Origin of the sequence: Caballeronia sp. LjRoot31 (assembly GCF_964253885.1) — a bacterium.
Classification (GTDB): Bacteria; Pseudomonadota; Gammaproteobacteria; order Burkholderiales; family Burkholderiaceae; genus Caballeronia.
The window spans coordinates 1304927-1328948 of the sequence record NZ_CAXURX020000003.1; the positions used below are offsets into that span (position 1 = coordinate 1304927).

Below are 24022 nucleotides of genomic sequence, written 5' to 3' on the forward strand. Positions count from 1 at the left end.
CGGCCTGCTGTCATCGGACTGTCACACGCGGACAATACGGTGAGCGGCGTCGGCATTGCGTCGGCGCGGCCATCGAGAGTGCTTGAGCGGTCTTTGTCAGGCAGCGCATGCGAACAATACAATTCAAACAATCGCTCTATGATCTACGAATACATTCTTCCCCTGATAGCGGCTTTGTCGTGCGGCATTGCCATCGGTCTGGAAAGACAGATGCGGCAGCGAACCGCAGGCCTGCGCACCATCACCCTGGTGACCAGCGGCGCCTGCTTGTTTGTGATCCTTGGCGCCATGACCGGGAACGGAACCACGACCGTGACGCAAATTGCGGCGTATGTGGTATCCGGCGTGGGATTCCTGGGCGGCGGCGTCATCATGCGCGAACAGGGCGCAATCCAGGGGATCAATACGGCGGCCACCTTGTGGTGCTCGGCGGCCGTCGGCGTTCTTTGCGGGGCATCGCACTATGGACCCGCCATCGCGGGAACCCTGGTGATCCTGTTCACGAATACCGTACTGCGTGAAATCGGGCGCGCAATCAATACTGCGCCGGTGGCTTCCGCAGACCTCGTGCGCAAATACGTACTGACGGTAGTCTGCCGCGCGGAAGATGAGGTGAATATCCGGGCGTTGATCACCAACTCTATGGTGTCCGCGCCGCTGTCGTTCCAGGGACTTAGCAGCACAGATCTCGACGACGATTCGCGGCGAGTGGAAGTGATCGCAACGCTCGAAACACATCCGAAATATCAATCAAAGGTTGAAGCCGTCGCGAGCCGGCTCAGTATGGACAAGGGCGTATCGAGCGTTAGCTGGGCGGCGCTCGATACCGTACCCGTGCCTGACTGACAATGCGTCACGGCCCATCGGCATGATCCGCGTGTCCGCGCGCGCGAGGCATGGCATGGGTTTTGAAAGGATGCATCGGTAGTATCCGGGACAGCGATGCTTGCGCGGACTCATGCCGACATGGCCTGCGGGTTCGACCCGCCGGGCGCGATGAGCGAATGGGTGCATCATCAGGCATTGCTTCACCCCATTAAAGGTCGCAGATGAGTACTTACGTGTTGTTGGCTTGCGGGTTCGGGACTGGATTCGCGATTGCCATCTGGGGAATATTCGACGCATTGAAGCATTCCCGACGGGAATCGCAAGAGCATGATGACCACGCGGGTGATAGATCCAGGCAGTAACCTGAACACCAGCGGGAACCGGTGGCGTTTTTAATAGCTTGGCCGAGTGCCGCCTTATAGCCGCGCCGCAATTTTTCGAAGCGACGTTCGAACGCCGCCCGGAATCGCATCAAAAAAAGCGAACGGTCCGTGTGCCGGCTTACCGCCTTTCAACGGCATTTCATCAGGGACATCTTGATGACCGAGACGCCGTTCAGGGACTGCAATTCAATACGTTCGATATCTTCAACCAGTTTCTATCTTCGAATGCAGGGATGTACAAGATGACGATCTTGTCATCTGGGCGTCAGCTTCGAGTCAGTGCCCGCCGCGCAGAATGAAGTTGCTTACCGTCGCTTACCGGACGATGGAGCGCGGCTTCATTCATTGAGAGTGAAGCCACTTTTCAAAGAGGCTACTCATTATGAAAGCACTGATCTGCACAACACTTGCTTTGGTCCTGGCTGCTCCCGCCGTCTCGTTTGCCCAAACCACCGATCAACCCGTCACACGTGCCGAGGTGCGCGCTGATCTCATCCAGCTCGAGAGCGCGGGATGGCGCCCAACCTCACCGCAGGCAGCCTATCCGAATGATATCCAGACTGCCGAAGCACGCGTGCATTCGGGTGATACCGCCAGCGGTTACGGTGGAGCAACGGAGAATGGAACGTCAATGTCGCAGCCGCCGACGAGCGGAACTGCGGTCGCGCCGGTGTCCAACGGTCAGTGATTCGTACGGTAGTGTAGCTACTGCAGGCCGGCGGCTTTGCTTTGTTAACCGTAGTGCGCCTAGCTCGAAAATAGCCCGTCGCTCAGTGCCGCTAAGCGGGCACTCGCGCGAATGAGGGACGTTGCGCGGACGCTGACAGAAACAATGGCGAAGATAACGGTATTGAGCGCAGCATTGAGCGGCTAAGCGCCGGACTAACCAACGTCCGGCGCTTAGCCGCTGCATCGGCTTGGCGCCAAGTCAGTCAATCAACCTATCAGATGCGCTGTCCTTGCTCGCAGTCCTCGCCATTGACCTCCGCTTGCAATGCGCGCACGCGCGCCGGCAGGAAAGGATGGATCAGCAGTTGGTAAGCGCCGCCGCCAATCACGCCGCCTATCAACGGAGCGACCACGGGAATCCACCAGTAGTTGTCCGGTGAAGGCAGCGCGGACGAACCCCAGCCCGCAAAGTACGCAAATAAACGCGGGCCAAGATCGCGGGCCGGATTCATTGCCCAGGCTTCCAGATAGCCCATCGATGACCCGAGGATTGCCACCAGGAACCCGATCATGAGCGCACCCGCATTTGCCTGGGGCGCCATTTCGTTGAACTGCTCGGTGATGGCGAAAATACCGAACAAAAGGAACGCCGTCAGGATGACTTCATCGGAGAACGCGTGCATGGGGGTGATGGCCAGGCCCGGATGCGTGAAGAACACGCCCGCTGCGCCGCCGTCCGCCCGTGACAGATGATGAACCAGGTTGTAATGGTCGATCACCGGCCCGAACAGCGCATAAACAATGACGGCGCCCAGCATGCCGCCAACGAGTTGCGCTACCCAGTAGGGCAACACTTTCTTCCACGAGAAACCGCGGAAGAGTGCAAGAGCGAGCGTTACCGCGGGATTGGCATGAGTGCCCGAAATGGAGCCGGTCACATAGATGGCCAGCGTCACCGCCAGGCCCCACGACATGCAGACACCCCAGTAAGCATTCACATACGGGCTGGGATCGTATAGCACATACATGCACGCCACTGAATCACCGAACGCGATGATGATGAGGACGGCGATGGCCTCGGATATGAGTTCGCCGACAAATTGCCTGCCGGTAGGTTTCGCAATAGTTGATGACACGAGAAGGATTCCTAAAAGAATAATTGCGTTGCGGTAAAGAAGGCCGGGATGACGTGACCGAGGCTCACGTTGAACGCAGGTTCAACGTGAGTTCAACCTGGAACTCAGGTAGCGTCAGCCCACGCCTTGGCGGCATTTACCGCACGTTGCCAACCGTGCATATGGCGCTTGACCTCGTCGGCCGCAATATCCGGCGAGAAACGACGGTCCAGCTTCCATTGGCTTTGCAGTTCATTCACGTCTTTCCAGTAACCGACTGCCAGCCCGGCCAGATACGCCGCGCCCAGCGCAGTGGTCTCGCTGACCTGCGGACGGACTACGTCCACGCCCAGCATGTCGGCCTGGAATTGCATCAGCAGGTCATTGGCGACCGCGCCGCCGTCTACGCGCAATTCGCCGATGCGGATGCCGGAGTCGGCTTCCATGGCCCTCAACACATCGATTGATTGAAAGGCGATGCTTTCGAGCGCCGCCCGTGCAATGTGGCCGGAGGTCGTGCCACGTGTCACGCCGAACAGCGTGCCGCGTGCGCGTGCATTCCAGTGGGGCGCACCCAGGCCGGCAAAGGCGGGCACCATATAGACGCCGTCGCTATGCGGCACGCTGCGCGCAAGCGCTTCGATTTCATTCGCACTCTTGATGATGCCAAGTCCGTCGCGAATCCATTGCACGACAGCGCCACCGATAAAAATACTGCCTTCCAGCGCATAGTTGACCTGATCGCCGATCTGCCATGCAATGGTGGTGACCAGGTTGTTGCGCGATTCGATCGGCTTGTCGCCCGTGTTCATGACGAGGAAACAACCGGTGCCGTAAGTGTTTTTCACCATGCCGGACTTCGTGCACATCTGGCCGAAGAGGGCGGCGTGCTGGTCACCGGCAATGCCGGAAAGGGGAATCTTCGAGGCGAATACCGTGGTCTTGGTCGGGCCGTACACCTCCGACGAGGCCCGCACTTCGGGCAGCATGCTGCGCGGAATATCGAGCGCGTCGAGCAGTTCGTCATCCCACTTGAGCGTGTGGATATTGAAGAGCATGGTGCGCGACGCGTTGGTGACGTCGGTGATATGCAAGCTGTGTTTCGTGAAATTCCAGACGAGCCAGCTATCGACCGTACCGAAGGCAAGACGTCCTTGCTTCGCTTTCTCGCGCGCGCCTTCAACATTGTCGAGGATCCAGCGGATCTTGGTCGCGGAGAAGTACGAATCAATAGGCAAGCCCGTTTTGGCACGGACCTTTTCTTCCAGCCCCTGGGCCTTTAACTGGTCGCAGAAGTCGGCGGTGCGGCGGTCTTGCCAGACAATGGCGTTATAGATTGGCTGGCCGGTTTCGCGATCCCAGACAATGGTGGTCTCGCGCTGGTTGGTAATGCCGATAGCGGCTATGGATGCACCGTTCAGGCCCGCGCGGGTGACGGCTTCGGCGGCTACGCCAGCCTGGGTCGACCAGATTTCCTGCGGGTCGTGCTCGACCCAGCCCGGTTGTGGATAGATCTGGCCAAATTCCTTTTGCGCGACTGACACTACGTTGCCCTGGCGATCGAACACCATTGCGCGTGAACTCGTCGTGCCCTGGTCGAGCGCGAGGATATATTGCTCCTGCATTGTCTTCTCCACTGGTTTTTAAATGGACCGCCGCTTCGTGCATGATGCCTCGCGACGTTGCTGATTTCTTGTTTTGACTGCGGTTTCGGTGAGACTGAAGTTTCTACAAAAATTACATTTTGATTGCGGCGTTAAATCCGGCTAGCGGTTTCATGCGGTTGGGTAAGGGCCGCCTAACAGGCGGGATGAAGGCGTGGGTTCATTCGCTGACTACCGCGCTATTTCATTGAATGCCGGACGCGTTGCCTGTGCCGCGGGGTTTCCTGGCGGCGATCCCCTATCGCGCCATATCGCCAGATTTCATCCGCGCGAGCCGTCGTTGATCGATCCGGTGCGCGACACCGACGAGTGGAAAACGAACTCGATTTGTTCGCAAAGGAACACCGTCAGGTCGGGTTCCACCATATCGCACGCGGTGCCGACTCGGTCAATATCTCGTTTGATGACCAGTACATCAGCCATTGTGTCTCGATTCACGCTAGTCGCTCGTATCAATTAAGAAAATCTATCGAACCGATGATGTTCGAATTCGAATGCTAATGAACAATATCGAAAATGTAAAGGCGCATTTGTGACGCGCGCCGGAGGTGTGGGCCGGCGCATCGGAGTTAGTAGAAAACCTCGAAACGGTGCCGGTAAAAATGTTTGAAAGTTCGAAAGAGAACGGACACGACAGGCAATAGCGCCCGCAATGGGGGTGATTCCGCAAGCGGAGGTTTGAACGTCCTGATAGCCCGGTTTCACGTGCTGCAAGCCGAGTGCCGGCTTGCACGTCTGCTACGGAATCACGATGTTTGTACGGGCTCAACGGCATCTGGCAATCCGGCAACAATTTACCGATGCAGGTAGAGTGAAACACCCCGACCAAAAAGTTCGCCGCGGTCGATGCAACGTCGAAAAAAATAGAGGCCAACCATGCGGGTCGCCAGACAGGTCACCAAGCTTATTCGGGTTGTCGTCGTGGTCGCGCTCGCGCCCTTCGGGTTGTTATCGACATTCGCACATGCAAGTGCGATAGAAGAACAGCTCGATTGCAAATCGACGGGTCACGTGTTCATCAGCGCGCTGATGCAGAGTGGCGAGATACAACTCAAGCCCATGCATGTCGAGAAGAATTCAATCAACGCGTTCCGGCCTGTGCGGGGCGTGAAGCTGACGGCGTTCGATTTCCCGGTCTTTGTAGTGCTGGGCTATGAGAAGGACGATCCGCTCTTCAAGCCGGGCAAGGGCGATCCCGTTGCGGACTGGGCATACGGCGTGGTGGTGACAGGAGCGTCGGACGACGTCAGGGACCGCCTGCGTCAAACGGGCAGCGCCGCTATCGTTCACGAAGTCACGCCGGTGATGACGGCAATTCTTTGTAAGGCCAATTGAAGGGCGAAAACGCAAGGCGCGCCTAAGACCCTAGCCTAAGACCCTATTAAGGCCCCACTAAGGCTCAAGTGCATTGAGGGGCACGGGACTGCGATCGCCACTCAATGCCACGCGGGTTGTTTACTCTGCCGCCGCTGGCAGCCTTGCGTTTTCGGTGCGCAGGGTGAGGCGGGCGATGGCAAATGCCACCAACGCCGAGAGCGCGATTGCGACCACCATTGGCTTTGGCGCGCCGTCGGCGAACAGGCCGGACACGGCCATCACTGCAGCGCCCACGACAAACTGCAATGCACCCATCAGCGCCGAAGCCGTACCTGCAATTGTCCCATGACTCTCAAGCGACAACACCGCGGAAGTGGGCAAGACAAGCCCCAGGAAACCATATCCGATAAACAGGAAAACCATCATCAGCGCGAGGCTGTCGGCACCCGCCAAAAACAGCACCGCTACGATGCTCATCGAGATCGCGAAGCCGGTAACCGCTACGCGAATGACGCGCGGCAGACCGTACTTGGCTGCCAGGCGCGCAGTCAACTGGCTGAAGCCGAAAAACGCCGCCGCGTTCAGCGCGAAGCACAGGCTGAACGTGGTGGGCGACAAGCCATAGTGGTTGATGATCACGAACGAGGCGCTTGCCAGGTAGATGAAAAATGACGACACGCCGAACGCGCCGACAAAGGTGAGGCCAAGGAACGTCGGATCACTAAGTAACTTGCGATACCCCGCGAACGCGCTTGCCCACGAGCTATCGGCACGATGATGGATTTCCCGCGTCTCCTTCAATTGCGTAGCCGCAAGCACGAGCGCAAGTCCGCCCGCTACGGTCAGCGCCCAGAAGACACCGCGCCAGCCGAACGCCGCAATGATGAAGCTGCCGGTCAGCGGCGCCAATAGCGGAGAAACGCTCACGACAAGCATCAGCAGCGACATGAGCCGGGTGGCATCGTGACCGGTATGAAGGTCACGCACGATGGCGCGCGGAACGACCATGCCGGCACACGCACCCAACGCCTGGAGCACGCGAAAACCGATCAGCACGTGCACGTCCGGCGCAAAGGCGCAGCCCACGCTGCCGATGGTAAAAATCGCCAGGCCGACATAGATCGGCATCTTGCGGCCGAAGATATCCGAGAGCGGCCCGTACACGAGCTGGCAGACCCCGAGCGTGATAAAAAACACCATGAGGCTCATCTGCACCTCGGCCGGAGTGGCATGCAGCGCTCCCCCGATAGAAGGCAGGGCGGGCAGGTACATGTCGATGGCAAACGGGCCTACGGCGGTAATCAGGCCCAGCACAATGGCAAGTTTAAGAAAGCGTCGTGTCATCATTTATCGGTAGGAAAGAGTAGCGGCATGGTAATCGAAGTCATGCCGGGTCAGAATGCTCTCCTCGTGGTTGAGGGGAATTAACCGGAATGAAATGGGGCGCGATACGGCGCGTCCATAGGCGCATTGCCGGATCGTGGCCCTATATGCACGACGAACGACGCATTGGGAAATCGACATCGACATCGACCGGCTTGACCATTCCGATATTCACCAGGACGCCACGCTGCAACGTGGGTTTCTTATAGGGGAAAGAGAGTCAGGCGGCACGGTGGCGCGTACAGCGGCTAAAAGCAAACAATGGCGCATCAGGGCGCGGGTTTGAAATGAGATCCCGGCGTTAAGCGGACGCGAACTCTGCATCTGCCGTTCATGTTGTGCACTATAGTGAAATCCACGCTGGCGTGCTCGGATGACCAAGAAGACTATGCGCCAGCGCAGGGGACGACCGGAAGGTCCTTGACATGCATAACCTTGCCTTCTGGTCCCGTTCAATAAACATGGCGTCCAGCGCCATCGTCACGAACAACAAGGAGCGAGATTAATGTTTCAAGCACATCCACTATCCTGCCCATGCTGCGGTGATCCAGCCACCCGCGTGCTGACCCGTCGCCGTTTCCTGGCCCTCGCAGCCGAGGGCGCCGCGGCACTCGCGTTGCTGCCGCATTCGGCCTACGCCGACACCGATACGACCCGGACTATTGCCTACGACTCGGTCCCTAATCCACTGCATTTGCCGCGCGACACCTATTTCGGCGAATGCTCGGGCGTCGCGCTGAACTCCAAAGGCCATATCTTCGTGCTCTCGCGGGGCAATACGAACGGCCCGGCCTACGGTGCCGCAGCAGCTCAGTTGCTTGAGTTCGCACCGAATGGCCGGTTCGTCCGCGAGATTGGCCGCAACCTCTATGCCTGGTCTTTCGCGCATATGGTCAAGGTCGATCGCGAGGACAATATCTGGGTGACGGACAAGGGCTCGGACATGGTGATCAAGTTCACGCCCGATGGCCGTGTTGCGATGGTCTTCGGCCGCAAGCAAGAGGCGGCCGATGAGGAGACCGGTCCGCTCAAGCATCCGAATCCGCCGCTGCCCGCGGAGCCGGGCCGCTTCCGCCAGGTGACCGACGTGGCCTGGGACGCCGCCGGCAACAGCTATATCAGCGACGGGTATATCAACTCACGCGTGGCCAAGGTCGACAAGGACGGTAACTGGCTGAAGTCATGGGGCGAGCGCGGCACCGGACCCGGACAGTTCCACACGCCGCATAGCATCGCGCTTGATGCCAAGGGGAGCGTCTATGTAGCCGACCGAAGCAACCGGCGCATCCAGGTGTTCGACGGGGAAGGCAATTTCCAGCGCCAGTTCACTATCGATGTGCCGGTGCCTCCCGGCGCGCGGCCGGCGATTGGTTATGCGCCCGATGAGGCAGCCATAGCCGCCGGCACGTTTGCACCCGGCTCGCCGTGGGCCATCTGCATCTCGCCGGGACCGAACCAGGTGCTGTACAGCTCCGACGCCTTCCCCGGGCGCATCTACAAACTGTCGCTCGAGGGCGAGGTGCTGGGGGTACTCGGCGAATCGGGCAAGCAACTGAAGCAGTTCGGCTGGATTCACCAGATGGCTTGTCCATCGGAGAACGTGCTGTTCGTTGCCGAACTCCTGAACTGGCGCGTACAGAAGCTCGTGCTGCACGCGTGACGCTCGCATTAAAACGGATTTGATTGAGTCACCGGAGTGGCGGGCTGACGCTCGCCACTTTAGCCTTATCAGGCGTCGTTAGCGGCTTTAAACAACTGCACGCCCTTTAGCAAACCCAACCCGCTCTCGGCGATATCCACTATACAAATCCCGGATAGTGCCTGAGAAGCGTTATGCCAAGCGGATCAAAGGCTAAGCGCCGGACACGCACGCCTGCGCCTAGGGGTTGCCCCGCATAGTCGACGCTGATCTCCCCCCACTAGTATCCCCGCCGCAGAGCCAAGCAACAGAGCGCGTGCACGCTATAGCTGGAGTTCTTCCGCCGCGCAAAAACCAGCCCGCCCTGATGGCCGTCATCCGTCACCCGATGTCAACGAAAGAGGAGGGGGAACAGGGAACAGACCGCAGCTTCCCGAGTTTCGAACACCTGGCGTTTTCAACGTAAGTGCGAGCTTTTAGGATCGGATATGCCGGACTAAACTGAGTAACTCGACCAAGCCAGCGGCATGCCTGATGGTGTTGTCGTTTAATGAATCTTCGTCAGCCCCGGGCCTTTTTGTGCACTAAGCGATCAAGCAGTCAGCAACCTCGTGTCGTTCGGCACGCCCGGTGACGACGTAACAAAACATATAAGGAAGAGACATGAGCAGGAGTCCGTCAGTCGACGTTCAGACATTCATCAATGAACACCCGTTCGGCGGGTTTCAATGGCTGATTTTTGTAATGTGCTTTGTCATCGTCCTGCTGGACGGATTCGACACGGCCGCTATCGGGTTCATCGCCCCGTCACTGATCACCGAGTGGAATATCAGCAGGCCTGCGCTTGCTCCGGTCCTGAGCGCCGCGTTGTTCGGACTGGCGTTCGGTGCGCTCCTCGCCGGTCCGCTTTCCGACCGCCTGGGACGGCGCGTGCTTCTGATTACATCGGTCGTGATCTTCGGTGTCGCCTGCCTGGCTTCCGCTTTCTCCGGCGACCTGACGCACTTGACGATACTGCGCTTCATCACGGGACTCGGACTAGGCGCAGCCATGCCGAATGCGGTGACGATCATGAGCGAGTTCTGTCCGGATCGCCGACGCGCAACCCTGATCAACCTGATGTTCTGCGGTTTCCCGCTCGGGGCGGCGTTCGGCGGGTTTCTCGCGGCGTGGATGATTCCCGCTTTCGGATGGCGCAGCGTTCTGGTGTTGGGCGGCGTGACTCCGCTGTTGCTGGCGGTCGTGCTGCTCATTGCGCTTCCGGAGTCGGTGCGTTACCGGGTTGCCCATGCGCATCCCGTTGAAAAGATTCGCGCAACGCTTGGCCGTATCGGTCGCAGCGCCGCCAACGCCGCTTCATTCGTGATGACGGAACAGGCTCAGGCCGTGCCTGGAAAAAGTGGTATCCGGTTGGTGCTGTCGCGGGAGTACATCGTTGGGTCGGTGATGCTTTGGCTGACCTATTTCATGGGACTCGTCATCTTCTATGCATCGATCAACTGGATGCCGATTCTGCTGAAGGAAGCGGGTTTGAGTCCGCAGCGCGCCACGCTGATTTCCGCGCTGTTCCCGCTTGGCGGGGTGGGCGCCGTTCTATGCGGCGTCCTGATGGACCGGTTCAATCCGAACCGCATCATTGGGGCATGCTATGCATTGACCGCCATCAGCGTGTATTGCATTGGTCACGCGGTCGGCAATATCACCTTGCTGATAGTCGTCGTTTTTGCAGCAGGCGTACTGATGAACACGGCACAGTCGTCCATGCCCGCACTGGCGGCTGCGTTCTATCCGACCCAGGGGCGCGGTACCGGCGTTGCATGGATGCTCGGCATTGGCCGGTTCGGCGGCATAGCGGGCTCGTTCCTGGTCGCTGAACTGACCCGGCAGCACTTCAGTTTCGAAAACATCTTCGCTGTAGTGGCGGTGCCCGGCGTGGTCGCATGCATTGCGTTGCTGATCAAGCAAGCCGTTCAACCTCGATCCGCAAGCGTCAAGGTCAGCGACATAGGAACGGTTTCGCACTAGTCGCGCAGTAGTCTTCGCGATGACATGCGAAAAAAAAGCCCGCACCTCTCTCGAAGGCGCGGGTTAAAGCTTACGGAGCGTCGCCGCCAGGAGGAGGAGAACCTGGCAGCGACGTAACCAAGCATAAGCGGTTCCGTCTGAAACAGGTTTTTCCTCATATATCGATTCCTTACGGACCTGTCCCAGAGGCCTTGCCCGGGAACGTGCTTAACGATTGGTATTAATCGGGAACAGTTTTAAATAACAACCTGCGCTTTCGCAGACCACAGCAGACCGGGCGATTAACGGATCAGGGGATCGCCTTGCGGGCTCGGAACTCATCGAAGAGACGAAGGAACATTGCGGTGCTGTCCACTACGTCGTGGAAACCCGCCTGGCGAATCTTCGTCGTGCTGGTGATCACGTCCCAGTCACAGCGGAAGATGAAGTCACCAAAGCCCCATGCCGCCACGTGCTCATACGGCACTGGCGCGAGCCCGTATTTGGCCGTCATGCGCTCCCACAGCGGGCCTTTGTCGGCCATGTAAGCGCTCAGGTTCAGCGTCTGCGGTTCCGCTAGCGGCATGTCGAAATAGTCGGCAATGGCAGGCCACAACTGGTTCCATCGGAACAGATCGCTGTTCGTGAGGTTGTAGCTCTCGCCACCGGGCGCCTCGGTCGCGGCCCATACGGATCCACGCGCGAGCTGTGCGGCGTCGGTGACCTGCGCGAGCTTGCCATAGCACTCTGCCGTGCCAGGAAAGCGCAACGGCAGGCCGAGCTCCTTGCTGATCGATGCGTACACGGCGATCAGCATGGAAAGGTTCATCGGATTGCCGAGCGCAAACCCGCACACCACGTCGGGGCGCAGTACTGTTGCATCCCAGCGCTTGCCCTCGGTCTCGGCGAGCAGCCAGTCCTGCATGTCGTAGTAAAAATCGGGCGGCATGTGACGCGGATCGTCCTCGCGCGCCGGTGTGGGGAAGCTGCCCAGATGCGCGCCGTAGTACTTAGCACCTTGATACAGCACAACCCGCTGCAATGCTGGCGATGCGGCCTGCACTGTGTTCGCGAGGTGACGCAGCATGCCCAGATTGGCATCGATCAGCGCTTGCGGCGTGGGCTTTTCCTGATAAGCCGCATGGAAGATGTGGGTGATATCGGTGAGGCCGCCCAGCTTCGCCTGGACATCGGCGGGGTCCAGCAGATCGACCGCGATGTAAGAGGCGGTTGTCTCGCCACCGGGCACGCGCCGCGACAGGCCGATCACTTCCCACTCCGGCAAGGTGGCCAGATGTTCCACCAGTTGCAGGCCGATGACGCCAAGTCCACCGGCGACCAGTGCTTTGTATTTCGTGCTCATGGTGTTGGTTCCTGTATTGTCAGTCGACGAGTCACGCGATTGCGCCGCCACCGTCCACGAGCACGGTGGACCCCGTTGCATATGGCGTGCTCGCTAGATAGACGATAGCGTTAGCGACGTCTTCCGGCTGGCCAACACGTTTCGCGGGCAAGCGGGCAGCGGCGCCCTCGAACATGCTTTGACGAGCCTGCTCGTCGAGCCTCGACCAAAGCGGCGTCGCAATCAACCCGGGCGACACCGTGTTCACCCGCACCGGCGACAACTCCAGCGCGAGGCCACGGGCCAGTGCTTCCAGCGCAGCGTTGATCGCGCCTTGCAACACCGAGCTCTTGCTTGGACGCACGCTGAGGAAACCGGAGACCAGTGTCAGTGAGCCGCCTTCGGTAATCTTCACCGCGCGCGCCACGCGATACGCGCCCCAGAACTTGCTGTTCATGGCGGCATAGGCATCGCTGAGCGCCAGTTCGCGCACAGGGCCGCCGGGTGTTTGCGCGGCAGAGATTACAACGTGATCGAAGCGTCCGGCCTTGGCGAAAAAGGCCTCCACGGAAGCTTCGTCGGTTGTGTCGATCACAGCGGTGCGCCCATGTGCGCCAATGTCTGCCGCAACGGCGTCCAGCTTCTCCTGACTGCGCGAGGCGATGGTGACGCTGCTGGACAGCGGATGCTGCGGTCTGGCGGGATCATTTGGTTTTCATCCCGAGCATATCGTCATTGCAGATAGCGCGGGCGAGCAGGCTCTTTTCCCGGCGATAAGACAAGCGAGCGAAGACACAATCGTGCTGACCAATGGCTTCAGTTGCCGTGAGCAAATCCGCCACGGCACGCGCCGTGAAGCGATGCACCTGACGGAGTTGCTTGCGCTGGCCTGCCAGGGCTGATCCCCTTCAGCCTCGCGATATGGCGCCGCCTTTGAGTTCGGAGCTCGCGTTTGAAGTTCGCGCCTGCTGCGCTTGCATCCTGAGTTCAAGCAAGCGATTGGTCGCGATCGATCCGGCCACCGCGCACAACATGGGCACGATGAAATCGTGATCCACACGTGTGAACTCGACCATGAGAACGAGCGCGGTAATTGGCATTTTCATCGACGAAGCGAGAAAGGCCGTGGCCCCGACAATCGCGAAAGCACCCATGGGCGTACCCGGCCACATCAATGTCCAGATCCCGCCCAGCACGATAGCGAGCAGCGCGCCGTTAGACATGCCGGGAGTGAGCAGGCCGCCTTGGGCGCCCGCGCGCAGGCTGCTGGCGGTTATGGCTACCTTGATGACCAGCAGCGTTGCTGCAAGGCCGATGGTCAGCTCATTGCTGAAGCCCAGTTGCGCGGGTGTCTTGCCGTTGCCGAGGATCTGCGGGAACGACACCGCGAGCAAGCCGATGATCAGGAAGTTGATGAGCGATAAAAGCGGCAGCGTCCATCCCTTCGGTGCGGCCGCGCGGGCTTTCGTTGTCAACTGGACGAACGCGAATGCGGCGACGCCAAATACGGGACCGGTGACAATAGACCACGTCACGAGGTTCGCGCTCAAGCCAAAGTGCGGCACGACGTATTGTGATTCGTCGCCGAGGCCGAGCCACGCGACCACGGCCGCGATGACCGAGGTGACCAGCGCGGGAATCACGACACGCAGTTCGAAGGACCGGAGCAATACTTCGAGAACAAAGATCGCTCCGCCAAACGGAACGTTGTACACGGCGGCGAGCCCGGCGCCTGCCCCGCACGCCACCATCAAGCGGGTCTGCTCGACGGTGAGGCCGGCGTAATGCGACAGCCATCCTGCAAGCAAGGAGCCGATCTCGCGGGGCGCAACTTCGCGGCCGAGCGGCGAGCCCAGCGCAACGGTGATGATCTGAAGCAGGGCATGCGCGGTCGTGGTGACGGGAGGCATGCGCGGGTCGTCGGATGCAACGGCCTTCTTGATGCTGATCAGCGGCCGCCCATAGCGATAGATGACGAACCAGCCGCAGCCTGCAATGAGACCGCAGAGCACGAGCACGGCGACGCGCCGGCCAGCCGATGCCGCCACGACGCCCTCATAGAAGCTCTCGTGCCCGACCAGATGCGTGATGCTGTAGCCGTATGCGATGTGCTGGAGAAAATGCAGGAGGAGGGCCAACGCCATGCCGCCCAGGCCGGCGCCGATCCCGGTAAGGACGGTGACCACCGCGAATCGGATCAGTGGGCTGCCGGGAGCGCCAGGGCGAGGTGGTTGAGCGAGCATCGAAGAATGTTGGCGATATGAAAGGGGTGATCGATTGAGCAGCCTTGCGCTCATCGGTTAAGCGTAATCAAAAAACTTCAATTAGCGTGAACCCGAATCTACCGCTTGAGGAATTAGACGTCAAATTCATTTATTTTTTTCATTAATGTAGTTTGCGCATGATTCTCACGAGGCCCCTGCCGTGCACCTATTGATCACGATCAGCTTTGCGCCGGCCCCTTGAGCCGTTCAAGAAGCGAACTGATCAGATCGATCGGCATGGGGAAAATGATGGTCGAATTCTTGTCACCGGCTATGGTGGTCAGTGTTTGCAGATAGCGCAGTTGCATGGCTTGCGGCGCTTGGGCGAGCATTTGCGCGGCCTGCAGCAGCTTTTCCGACGCCTGCAATTCGCCCTCTGCATGGATGATCTTCGCGCGCCGTTCGCGCTCGGCTTCAGCTTGCCGTGCGATGGCGCGCACCATGGTCTCGTTCAAGTCGACGTCCTTGATTTCGACATTCGATACCTTGATGCCCCATGCATCGGTCTGCGAATCAAGTACCTTTTGAATGTCCATGTTGAGGCGCTCGCGCTCTGCCAGCAGCTCGTCGAGTTCATGCTTGCCGAGGATCGCGCGCAAGGTCGTCTGCGACAACTGGCTGGTTGCTTCGAAGAAACGGGCGACCTGGATTACAGCCTTCTCCGGATCGACCACGCGAAAGTAGACCACCGCATTCACCTTCACCGACACGTTGTCGCGAGTGATCACGTCTTGCGGCGGCACGTCGAAGACGACGGTGCGCAGATCCATTCTCACGACTTGCTGCACCGCCGGAATGATGAGGACAAGGCCCGGCCCCTTGACCTTCCAGAAGCGGCCGAGCATGAAGACGACACCGCGCTCGTATTCGCGAAAAATGCGGATTGACGAGAACACGATAAGGATGACCAGCGCCAGCAAGACGCCGCTGAAGCCAAACGTGAATCCGACCATCATTATTCTCCTTGTTTTACTTCGTCCAGCCGCGCCACGCTCAGCATCAGGCCATGACGCCCGAGCACCCGCACTCGCTCTCCGCGTGCGAGCAGTGCAGGCGGTTCGTGGCAAGAATCGTCGCAAGACACACGCCATCGTTCGCCGTGCACGCGAGCCCAGCCGCTGTCGCTTGGCGCCACGTCTTCCAGCATCTCGCCGATGCTGCCGAGCATTGCTTCCGCTCCGCTTACCACGGGTCGCCGACGTGCCCGCAGCGCGATGCTCGACACAACGAACACGAACAGCGCGGTGGCAATAGTCAGGCCGGCCACAAGCGCCACCGGAATGCCGTAGCCGGGAGCATCGGTACGGAACAGCATGAGCGCGCCCATGGCAAAGGCGACGATGCCGCCGAAGCCGAGCGTGCCGAACGTGGGCAGGAAAATCTCGGCAATGAGAAAGGCGATGCCGAGCAGGATCAAGCCCAGCCCGGCGAAGTCGACGGGCAGCAATTGCAATGCAAACAGGCCCAGCATCAGGCTGATTGCGCCTGCAACACCGGGTAACGCGAGACCGGGATTCGCGAACTCGAAGAACAGGCCGTACATGCCGATCGTAATGAGAATGAGCGCTACGCTCGGATCGGTAATGGTCGCGAGAAAGCGGCTGCGCCAGTCGGGCTGGATCGTCATCACAACCGCGCCGGATGTGGCGAGGACATGATCGCCCGTGATCGTGTGCACATGCCGGCCGTTCAGCTTCGCGAGCAGGTCGGGTACGTCGGACGCGTTCAGGTCGATCACGTTCTGCGCAAGCGCTTCGCTCGCTGACAGGCTGACCGCTTCGCGTACCGCGCGTTCGGCCCACTGCACATTGCGGCCGCGCAGTTGCGCGAGGCCACGTATGTAGGCCGCTGCATCCTGGACTTGCTTGGTGGTTTCGGTCGATGCCGCGTTCATGCCGGCAGACGCCGACGCACCCGTGTCTGTCTTGGCCTGTCCCGGCTCAGGCTCAGTGGACCCGCCTGCGCTGATACGAATAGGCGTGGCGGCGCCGAGGTTGGTGCCGGGCGCCATCGCGGCTATGTGGCTTGCATAGACAATGTATGTGCCGGCGCTGGCCGCCCGCGCCCCGCCCGGCGCAATGAACGCAGCAATGGGAACGGGCGATGCGAGGATTGCCTTGATGATCGAGCGCATCGACTGGTCGAGTCCGCCGGGCGTATCGATCTCGAGAACGGCCAGTTGAGCGCGTTCTTCGGCTGCCCGGGCAAGCGCGCGAACGACGAAGTCGGCGCTAGCTGGACCGACAGCGCCGTTAAGCGGAATGACCACGACAACCGGGCTTGCGGCTGCGGCGCTGCAGAGCACCAGCCCCGCGAAAAGGGCCACCGCTTTGCGCAATAGTAAGGCCGCTGTGCCGGAAAGCGCGCGCACGGCATCCGGGTGAAACAAGCAAGACGGATAGCGTTCCATCACGATAAGAGCCGCGTTTGCAGACAGTCTGACGCAGGCTCAACGAGGGTTGCCTGACATTAAGCTTATGCCAAATTAAGCACATACCAAATGTGTCCGCTCTAAGGATTTCCACGATAAAGCCGCAGCGGCCACTCGGTGGTATCAGGCACCGGCAAAGGCGTCGTTTACCTTCGCCGATTGTTTCGGGTTGCGTGCGATGCCGGAATATTTTCACGGCTTCGATCGTTTAATCCATATACCGCGCCTCAAGCGGTGCGAGCACGCGCTATGCGTCAATCGACGCTGGCGTAACGGGGCGTGCACGGGTCCACGCAGGAGATGATGATGCGTCAGTTACTTCGGTTGGGAATAATGCTTGCTGTCCTGGGTTTCGCTGCGCCCGCGCTTGCGCAAACGTACGACGATGCAGCCGGTGCAGATGTTGATCACGGCGCCAATTGCCGTGCCGTAGCGGGACAAGCGGATGTTGATGGATCGACGCAGCAAGTCGTGGGACGGGCGTGTCTGCAAAGCGATGGAACCTGGCAGATCGTCGAGAGCCCTGATGGCAGCATGCTTGTGTACCCGGTCGCGTACTACCCGTATCCCGATCCATGGTATTGGGGGCCGCCGCTTTTCATTGGCGGGGGCGTGAGCTTTATTTTCGTCGATCGCTTCCACCACTTTTCCCACTTCAACCATTTTCATCAAATGGGTCATATGCACGTTGGCGCGTCGATGGGCTTCGGCTTTCGTGGCGGATCATCGCGATTTGGGGGTGGCATGCACGCGTTCTCGGGAGGCCACCGGCGCTAGGTCAAGGCTTGGCTTGAGAAATGAGGGTATTGAATTTTTTAAATAACGCGTTCGGCGAGCAGGCGGTGTTCGAATGACCCATTGCTGACAATGTGGATCCGCTCGCTCATTGCAGGGCGACCGCAGGCAATTTCGATTCATCCAGCACGGCGACTCCGCAGAACCAGTCGCCTCCATGCACGTCGTATTTCCAATGCATATTGGATTTCATCGCCGACCTGCAGTTATCGAGCGAAATCATACCGGGCTCGGCAACGGTGCATTGACCTATCGCAATCGTGGATTCCGGCAACACACGCTCTGAGGCTGTGCTAACAGGCGAGGGCTTCGAGATGGATTGCAGGTCATCGACCAATTGCTGAAGTTCTCCAATACGGCCGGAATACCAGGTCGTGAGGCACGTTTCATCCGTGCAATGCGTTTCTCGCCAAGTCCATTTGGCATCGCTGTCCGCACGGAATGAACGTTTATCCGCAACTGCGCGGCGCGCTTTCCAATACAGCCTTCCGAGTTCATCGTCGAGCTTCGATAAATCCGGGTTGTGGCAAATCAGCTTTTCAGTCGCTGAGTGACCGAGGTTGCAATCGAAGCTGGTGGCGTGAGCCACAAGCGGACTACCTAATAGAATCACGGAGATCAGGGTGGTCTTGAAGAGGGTCATCGTTATCGCTGGAAGAATGGGCCTTTCATTCATATTCGGCTGGATTCGATGCCTGGAATGCAAGGAAAAGAACGGCGGTTCGGTCTGTACTTACCAAATATTTCCAGTTGAACCAGACTGTTGTTAAACGAGCACGTAAACGGCTGACCAGCGGGTTTTTTGAAAGCGGCGTGAGGTACGCTAGGGACGATCCGACGGCGAAGCTGGCGGATAAAGGAGGGTACGACCGGCGCTGGTTGAGCGTTTTACTTAGAGCTTACGGTCAGTCTGACCGCTAGCTGCGCAAGGCAACGTGGGGTCGCCCTATTGAATGTGCGGTAAGCCGGTGTAAGGCGTCTGGGAAATATTGCGGTCATTCTTTAATGCTCACTGGCCGGTACGCGCGATCATTCCGTATCGAAGGTTTGGCGAGTGATCAGGCATCAGCGGCGAGCCCTGGCGCTAGCGATGCAACGGGGTCCGCTAGCCTGGAGCGAGCCGCGCAGACTGTCATTGTCATTGAGGTACGGCGCTCAAGGCCAATGACCGGATTGAATCTGACGGCCTGAGCCGCTCGCCCGGGCAATCAGGGTGCCGGGGTGAAAGAAATCAAGGATCTGATCAGTGCATTGGTGGAGCGCGTACGTGTAGGCCGAAGCTGACGGTGTTCTGGCTTCTCCCTTCGCTAGTTCCAAAACATGGCTCATCGGAGTTGGCTTATGTTGAAAACGGTCGCAGCCTCTTTATTGCGTCCTGGCATGTTCCTGCACAGTCTGGATCGGCGCTGGCTCGATCACCCATTCTGGAAGAACTCGTTTTTGCTCACCGTTATCGATATCGAGAGGATCATCGCAAGCGGAATTACGTCCATTGTGATCGATACGGATCGAGGTCTGTCGTGCTCTGAGGACTGCCAGGGCGAACCGGTTGACCCGTTCGACGCAGGCAGCTCGGCCGCGCAGACGGGGGACGATCAGCTATTCGTTACGGCGCGCACGCAACTGCCGCGAAGACCGGTAGGCGAGGAAATCAAGCACGCAAAGCGTCTGTTTGAATCAGCCTCCAATGAGATGAAGGTGGTGTTTCAGCAAGCCCGCATGGGAAGAGCTGTGTCTGGCACCAGCATGATGCCGCTGGTGCAGAGCATTGCCGCGTCCGTTATTCGCAACCCGTACGCATTGACCAGCGTGGCGCGCCTGAAGCACCACGACGGCTACACGTATATGCATTCCGTTGCCGTGTGTGCGCTGATGACGGCGCTGGCGCGCGAACTCGAGCTTGACGAGCAAGGTGTGCTGGAAGCCGGCGTGGCCGGTTTGCTGCATGACCTGGGCAAGGCGCTTATGCCGCTGGCCGTGCTGAACAAGCCCGGGAAGCTGAGTGTGGAAGAGTACGAGGTCGCCAAGAAACACTCCTACGACGGCTGGCTCATGCTGCAGTCAGCCGACGTCAGTGCCGGGGTGCTGGAGGTCGCTCTGCACCACCACGAAAAGGTCAATGGCCGTGGATATCCCCACGGGCTCAAGGATAAAGCCATTCCCCTGCTGGCCCGGATGGGTGCGGTCTGCGACGTGTACGACGCAGTGACATCCGAGCGGCCATACAAATCGTCTTGGCATCCGACTCAGGCGCTTCGCAGCATGGCGTCGTGGGAGGGGCAGTTCGACAAGACCATTCTCGCGGCGTTCATCAGCACGTTGGGCATCTACCCGGTGGGCTCACTGGTTCGGCTTGAATCGGGCTTTCTTGCTGTCGTGCTCGATCAAGGCAGCGGGTCTATCCTCGCGCCGACAGTAAAGACGTTCTTCTCATGCAAGTCGAATCAACCGGTCTTCCCTCAGATAGTAGACCTGAAGAAATTAAAGGGCGCTGACCGGATAGTGGCCATTGAAGACCCCAAACAGTGGAACCTTCCGCAACTAAACGACCTCTGGTTGAATCAGGTCGGCCCTTTTGCGTAGGCCACGCAGGGTGCGTCATGGGTCTTTGCATCGTGTTGACAGATGTACCCGGGTTGCCCCGGGTTAGCTTAAGCGGACTATCCAGCCGCCGCAGTTTCAGCTTGATTGTGTCCCGCCGAAATTCCATTCGCATCAGGCTCTGAATCACGTACGACCGATTGCCCCGGCGCGGCGCGAAAAGACCGGCTAAGGGCTTGTTGCGTTCGCGCACCCGTCCAGGTAATGCCCGGTAAGCAGATGGCATCTACAGCCCGTAATTGCCGAAATGCCCCTCTTCAAAGCGCTCTAACCTCTCTATGCGTGCATGGCGTCTTCTGCGTTGACTCCTTCAAATGCACATCAGGGCCATGACGGGAAACTGCGTCAGGTGCCCCGGAGTTCTGGCCGGTCCAAACCGCAGCAACGACTGTTGAGGGAGAAAATATTGCGGCGCTTCATTTTCATCGCGATGCTCTTTTGCATACTCAATCTTCAAGCTTGCGCCAGTTCGGTGGGAACGTTTGCCCTGGGCGGAATCGTGGGTGCCGTGGCGGGCGTATCGGCCATCGCCTGTGCGGTCGGATGTAAATGACTAGCGCCAGGAAGCGCACAGGTGTTCGCGACGTTCCCAGCCGGAATGCATCAATCGCGCGGCACACCGCCGAGCATGCGAGTCAGGCGCTGGGGAATGTCACTCACTTTCCCTCGTCACCGGAGCCGGTTGGCTCGCTGGCGGATCACGGCGTCATGCCGGTCATGCAGCGAACAAGGGCAGCCGAGCTTTCACATGGGTTGAGCGAAACAATGATCGAGCGGCTTCTTAAGTGTAACGACGTTGTATTGCTGATGGAATGTGATCAAAGGGTATGTCGCGTTCCTTATCGCGGCAAGCAACGCAGGAGCGATGTACTGCGCTTTCTGAGAATAGCGGGACCACAGGTACGGGCGTTTGTCTACAGCCACCAAGCTGAAGACGGCCCTGTCTGGATCGACGTCATGTCGGGTGAAATCTCCGTCCAGTAACAGAGCGCTGGCATCTGCCTGCATTCTCGTGTTTCGTGCCACTTTCGGACCCGATGGAACGTAGTGTTGATTAGCGTCGCTTTAACTGCGGTAAGGACACGTTGTTAATGATTCTGTATTTTATGAACCAACGAGACGCCATAAAGTATCTCGTTGAAATCCGGCTTGACGCGTTAGCCAAGCCGAGCTCGAGAGTCATTGTTAAGACGCATTTGCATGAAAGTCCCGGTGTTGAAGGTATCGACCGCGTTCTTCTTGACGTAAGGGCTGCCCGCATTGCGTATTTCGTGGAATGCGGTTCGACGGTGGGAGATCGGATCGTGTTTATTACCTGAATGCTGCGCCCCGATGATCGCGGGGACGCCGGCCTCTTGATACGTCGCTCATGATACGTCGATCATGCCGCTTCGAATCGCCACTCCTCAAAGCTTCTTGACTCCCCGGTCTGGATGTCGACCCATAACATTTCCCCGTCGGATGTGTGGCTGAAGACCAGCGCGCGAACCTCGCGCTGACTATCCAGGAATCCCAGCAAGGCACGCAGCGTGTGTTTGCCCCGATATCGAATTGCACGGCTTGATACACCTTGACCGCTAACCAGCATGATGGGGTTGATGCGCACTTTGCAAGCAATCTCGCCGGTCGTGGAAAAATTCATTTCATCCTCCAAGTACGTTCAATACTTAGTGATAACGTCAGCGATTCGAACAACCTTAGGTTTCGAAATAACCGGTAAGGGAATTTTCTAAAGGACGTTATTTGCCTAGGAAAATGAGCCATGAATTGGCGGATAACCTGGTCGAATTCTTTGCATTCAACGTCCAAAAAATACACTGTTTACAAGCTGATTCCTAAACTGAAAGCAACGCATTTATCACCGAATATTTCATTGTCGTGCCGGTAGCGCTTAGTCCATAAGACTGCCGGATATCTCGCTGGCTCCAGCTTCTTACTCAGACTTTCCAACACTACAGATTCCTGCATGCCAGGTCGATATGACGTCTGGGAGAATGAATTCGTACACTCGCCACTCAAGCATATGCAGCACTGCGAACCTGATCCGGGAAGCACTGCCACCCCCCTCTACGCAGCCGATTCGGCATCACTGAACAACCAACCGGGAGACACCATGGCACTCGATTCCAGCATGTCAATTTCATCTTCGGATTTTCCCAACAGCACGGCCAAGCCGTCGTCCAATGTGACCAGCAGCGCGCTTCCCGAGCGGCCGCCGTCGGCGACATCGTCAGGAAGCGGCGATGCCCTGATGGCGGCGCTGAAACTTACGCTGCAACGCATGGGGATCGACCCGAGCGGGTTTGCGTCGGCCAGTAATGGCTCTACGGACACTGATTCCTTTTCGGGCAACTCGGGCACTACCGCCGAATCCCAGGCGCGCGGGGAGGCGGACAAAAGCGCAGGCAAGCAATTCCTGGTGGCGCTGTATCAGGCGCTTGTCTTGCAGCACGCGCTCAATGCGTCCGATCAGCAAGAGGGTGATGCTGCGCTAACGGACCAGGTCACGTCGGCCTATGTCGATCTCGGCTCTTCCATAGAAGAGCTTGCGAAGACTGTCCGGGCGACCTCCGTGGACCAGGATGCCGCAGCCGACACCTGGGACTGGCAGCTTGACGACCCCGTTGGGTCCACGGCCGGCAGTGATGATAGTGCGAACGATAGCACCACGATTGCTGGCGCTGTCAGCACGCTCAACAACGCATGGCAATCCTATGTGGCACCTGACGTTAATGCGGAGGAGGTGCCGTTAGCGGATGTTCTGGATGGTTTGGGCGAAGAGACCAAGGGCGTTAGATGGAATCCGATCGGACTGGTAGTCGACGTGAAGATATAGGTTTGCCGGTGCCGAATGATCATTGGCAGCGCAGGTCGGCAGCGCGTATTAATTGTGGTTGAGACCGTATGGTAAGTGCTGGTAAGGAGTCTAGAAAAAGCGGTGATCTTTCATTAATCAACGCTAGCCGTTAAGCGCGATCATTCGATGTCGAAAGAGAGTTCTAGCGACCTGGCGTGCGTTCAAGTATGCGTTCAAGTCCGCCTTGAGGCTACCTTGACGCTGCCTCGATCCCTTCATCTTTATTGAAAGCGAGCCTGATCATGAATGTTAACAGCCGTAGCCCTGCAGAACGTATTGCGCCGACACCCATGCGCCCGACTGGCGGTAACTCAGGTAGCGCGGCCGGCAAGAGCGCTAAGACCGATTCGCTATCGCTGCCGATTGAGCCAGCGACTTCCCCAGCGCTACCGTCGACCGGCTCGGTTGGCACACGCATTAACACCAGCGTCTGAAAGGGTAGCGGTCTTATTTATGTTCAATTTGCAGTCTTACAAACGTTGCGTGCGGCTGGTGGCATGCATGATGGCGAGCGTGGTCATATTGCCAATGGAGGGTTGCGCGGTGGCCGCACTGCCGTGCCGCCTGGTGTCGGCCACGCTTAAGATCGTGCCGGCCGTGGGTCATGCCGCCGCCGCGCCGTTTGACACATGCGCCGACGCAATCGATTGACAATGACCGGCTCGCCGCTCCACATGACGAGCGGGTGAGCACGGCTTAGGGCTTAGCGGCAAGTCAGCAATCCAGACGC

At 58.8% G+C, this 24022-nt stretch carries 21 protein-coding genes; 10 read left to right on the top strand and 11 right to left on the bottom strand.

Annotated elements, in window-relative coordinates:
* Positions 1–138: 138 nt before the first annotated feature.
* Together ACSQ8V_RS34540 and ACSQ8V_RS34545 are read left to right on the top strand one after the other, a co-directional pair.
* Entirely contained in the window at positions 139–846 is a 708-nt protein-coding gene (locus tag ACSQ8V_RS34540; RefSeq protein WP_213762870.1) for an MgtC/SapB family protein, read from the top strand.
* A gap of 747 nt (positions 847–1593) precedes the next feature.
* Positions 1594–1899, top strand: coding sequence for a DUF4148 domain-containing protein (locus ACSQ8V_RS34545; protein WP_213762869.1), 306 nt, complete (start codon positions 1594–1596; stop codon positions 1897–1899).
* A 256-nt stretch (positions 1900–2155) separates the two neighbouring features.
* On the opposite strand, the gene ACSQ8V_RS34550 is transcribed toward ACSQ8V_RS34545, so the two are convergent.
* From ACSQ8V_RS34550 to ACSQ8V_RS34560, 3 genes are all read right to left on the bottom strand, one after another.
* Positions 2156–3016: an MIP/aquaporin family protein gene (locus ACSQ8V_RS34550; RefSeq protein ID WP_436186207.1), complete on the bottom strand. Its 861-nt coding sequence runs from the start codon at positions 3014–3016 to the stop codon at positions 2156–2158.
* 104 nt (positions 3017–3120) lie between these two features.
* The gene (gene glpK, locus ACSQ8V_RS34555; protein ID WP_436186208.1) at positions 3121–4620 is read right to left on the bottom strand and encodes a glycerol kinase GlpK; all 1500 of its coding nucleotides are present in this window, start codon (positions 4618–4620) and stop codon (positions 3121–3123) included.
* 300 nt (positions 4621–4920) lie between these two features.
* Positions 4921–5082 carry a hypothetical protein gene (locus ACSQ8V_RS34560; protein ID WP_436208822.1) on the bottom strand — a complete coding sequence of 54 codons (162 nt, stop codon included), beginning with the start codon at positions 5080–5082 and terminating at the stop codon, positions 4921–4923.
* 453 nt (positions 5083–5535) lie between these two features.
* Between ACSQ8V_RS34560 and ACSQ8V_RS34565 the strand changes: the two genes are divergently transcribed.
* The gene (locus tag ACSQ8V_RS34565) at positions 5536–5994 is read left to right on the top strand and encodes a hypothetical protein (protein ID WP_436186210.1); all 459 of its coding nucleotides are present in this window, start codon (positions 5536–5538) and stop codon (positions 5992–5994) included.
* Between the two features lie 120 nt (positions 5995–6114).
* On the opposite strand, the gene ACSQ8V_RS34570 is transcribed toward ACSQ8V_RS34565, so the two are convergent.
* Positions 6115–7320 (bottom strand): multidrug effflux MFS transporter, encoded by a 1206-nt coding sequence (locus tag ACSQ8V_RS34570; RefSeq protein ID WP_436209249.1) that lies wholly within the window; start codon positions 7318–7320, stop codon positions 6115–6117.
* A 544-nt stretch (positions 7321–7864) separates the two neighbouring features.
* On the opposite strand from ACSQ8V_RS34570, the gene ACSQ8V_RS34575 reads away from it, so the two are divergent.
* The gene (locus ACSQ8V_RS34575) at positions 7865–9019 is read left to right on the top strand and encodes a peptidyl-alpha-hydroxyglycine alpha-amidating lyase family protein (protein WP_436208823.1); all 1155 of its coding nucleotides are present in this window, start codon (positions 7865–7867) and stop codon (positions 9017–9019) included.
* Positions 9020–9661: 642 nt separating this feature from the next.
* The gene (locus ACSQ8V_RS34580; RefSeq protein ID WP_213762863.1) at positions 9662–11023 is read left to right on the top strand and encodes an MFS transporter; all 1362 of its coding nucleotides are present in this window, start codon (positions 9662–9664) and stop codon (positions 11021–11023) included.
* Between the two features lie 289 nt (positions 11024–11312).
* Here ACSQ8V_RS34580 and ACSQ8V_RS34585 read toward each other — a convergent pair whose 3' ends face one another.
* Together ACSQ8V_RS34585 and ACSQ8V_RS34590 are read right to left on the bottom strand one after the other, a co-directional pair.
* Positions 11313–12365 carry an SDR family oxidoreductase gene (locus ACSQ8V_RS34585; RefSeq protein ID WP_436208824.1) on the bottom strand — a complete coding sequence of 351 codons (1053 nt, stop codon included), beginning with the start codon at positions 12363–12365 and terminating at the stop codon, positions 11313–11315.
* A gap of 31 nt (positions 12366–12396) precedes the next feature.
* Positions 12397–13026: an SDR family oxidoreductase gene (locus ACSQ8V_RS34590; RefSeq protein ID WP_436209250.1), complete on the bottom strand. Its 630-nt coding sequence runs from the start codon at positions 13024–13026 to the stop codon at positions 12397–12399.
* Between ACSQ8V_RS34590 and ACSQ8V_RS34595 the strand changes: the two genes are divergently transcribed.
* Positions 13007–13246, top strand: a complete 240-nt coding sequence (locus ACSQ8V_RS34595; protein ID WP_213762862.1) for a hypothetical protein — start codon at positions 13007–13009, stop codon at positions 13244–13246. The two genes, ACSQ8V_RS34590 and ACSQ8V_RS34595, sit on opposite strands and share 20 nt — an antisense overlap.
* 6 nt (positions 13247–13252) lie before the next feature.
* Here the strand turns inward: ACSQ8V_RS34595 and ACSQ8V_RS34600 are convergent, their stop codons facing one another.
* The 3 genes from ACSQ8V_RS34600 to ACSQ8V_RS34610 form a co-directional block, all read right to left on the bottom strand.
* A complete protein-coding gene (locus ACSQ8V_RS34600; protein ID WP_436208825.1) occupies positions 13253–14587 on the bottom strand; it encodes a chloride channel protein in 1335 nt (444 codons plus the stop codon).
* A 200-nt stretch (positions 14588–14787) separates the two neighbouring features.
* Positions 14788–15561, bottom strand: a complete 774-nt coding sequence (locus ACSQ8V_RS34605) for a slipin family protein (RefSeq protein WP_213763055.1) — start codon at positions 15559–15561, stop codon at positions 14788–14790.
* 2 nt (positions 15562–15563) lie between these two features.
* Positions 15564–17018: an NfeD family protein gene (locus ACSQ8V_RS34610; RefSeq protein WP_436209251.1), complete on the bottom strand. Its 1455-nt coding sequence runs from the start codon at positions 17016–17018 to the stop codon at positions 15564–15566.
* Positions 17019–17345: 327 nt separating this feature from the next.
* Between ACSQ8V_RS34610 and ACSQ8V_RS34615 the strand changes: the two genes are divergently transcribed.
* Complete coding sequence (locus ACSQ8V_RS34615; protein WP_436208826.1) at positions 17346–17816, top strand: hypothetical protein; 471 nt, start codon at positions 17346–17348, stop codon at positions 17814–17816.
* A 106-nt stretch (positions 17817–17922) separates the two neighbouring features.
* Here the strand turns inward: ACSQ8V_RS34615 and ACSQ8V_RS34620 are convergent, their stop codons facing one another.
* The gene (locus ACSQ8V_RS34620) at positions 17923–18477 is read right to left on the bottom strand and encodes a lysozyme inhibitor LprI family protein (protein WP_436208827.1); all 555 of its coding nucleotides are present in this window, start codon (positions 18475–18477) and stop codon (positions 17923–17925) included.
* Positions 18478–19175: 698 nt separating this feature from the next.
* Here ACSQ8V_RS34620 and ACSQ8V_RS34625 point away from each other — a divergent pair.
* Positions 19176–20417, top strand: a complete 1242-nt coding sequence (locus ACSQ8V_RS34625; RefSeq protein ID WP_436208828.1) for an HD-GYP domain-containing protein — start codon at positions 19176–19178, stop codon at positions 20415–20417.
* Positions 20418–21816: 1399 nt separating this feature from the next.
* On the opposite strand, the gene ACSQ8V_RS34630 is transcribed toward ACSQ8V_RS34625, so the two are convergent.
* On the bottom strand, positions 21817–22077 hold the full coding sequence (locus ACSQ8V_RS34630; RefSeq protein ID WP_213762856.1) for a hypothetical protein: 261 nt from the start codon (positions 22075–22077) through the stop codon (positions 21817–21819).
* Between the two features lie 489 nt (positions 22078–22566).
* Here ACSQ8V_RS34630 and ACSQ8V_RS34635 point away from each other — a divergent pair, with 489 nt between their 5' ends.
* Both ACSQ8V_RS34635 and ACSQ8V_RS34640 read left to right on the top strand, forming a co-directional pair.
* Positions 22567–23271, top strand: a complete 705-nt coding sequence (locus tag ACSQ8V_RS34635) for a hypothetical protein (RefSeq protein ID WP_436208829.1) — start codon at positions 22567–22569, stop codon at positions 23269–23271.
* Between the two features lie 522 nt (positions 23272–23793).
* Positions 23794–23943, top strand: coding sequence for a DUF6726 family protein (locus ACSQ8V_RS34640; protein ID WP_346730462.1), 150 nt, complete (start codon positions 23794–23796; stop codon positions 23941–23943).
* Positions 23944–24022 lie beyond the last annotated feature (79 nt).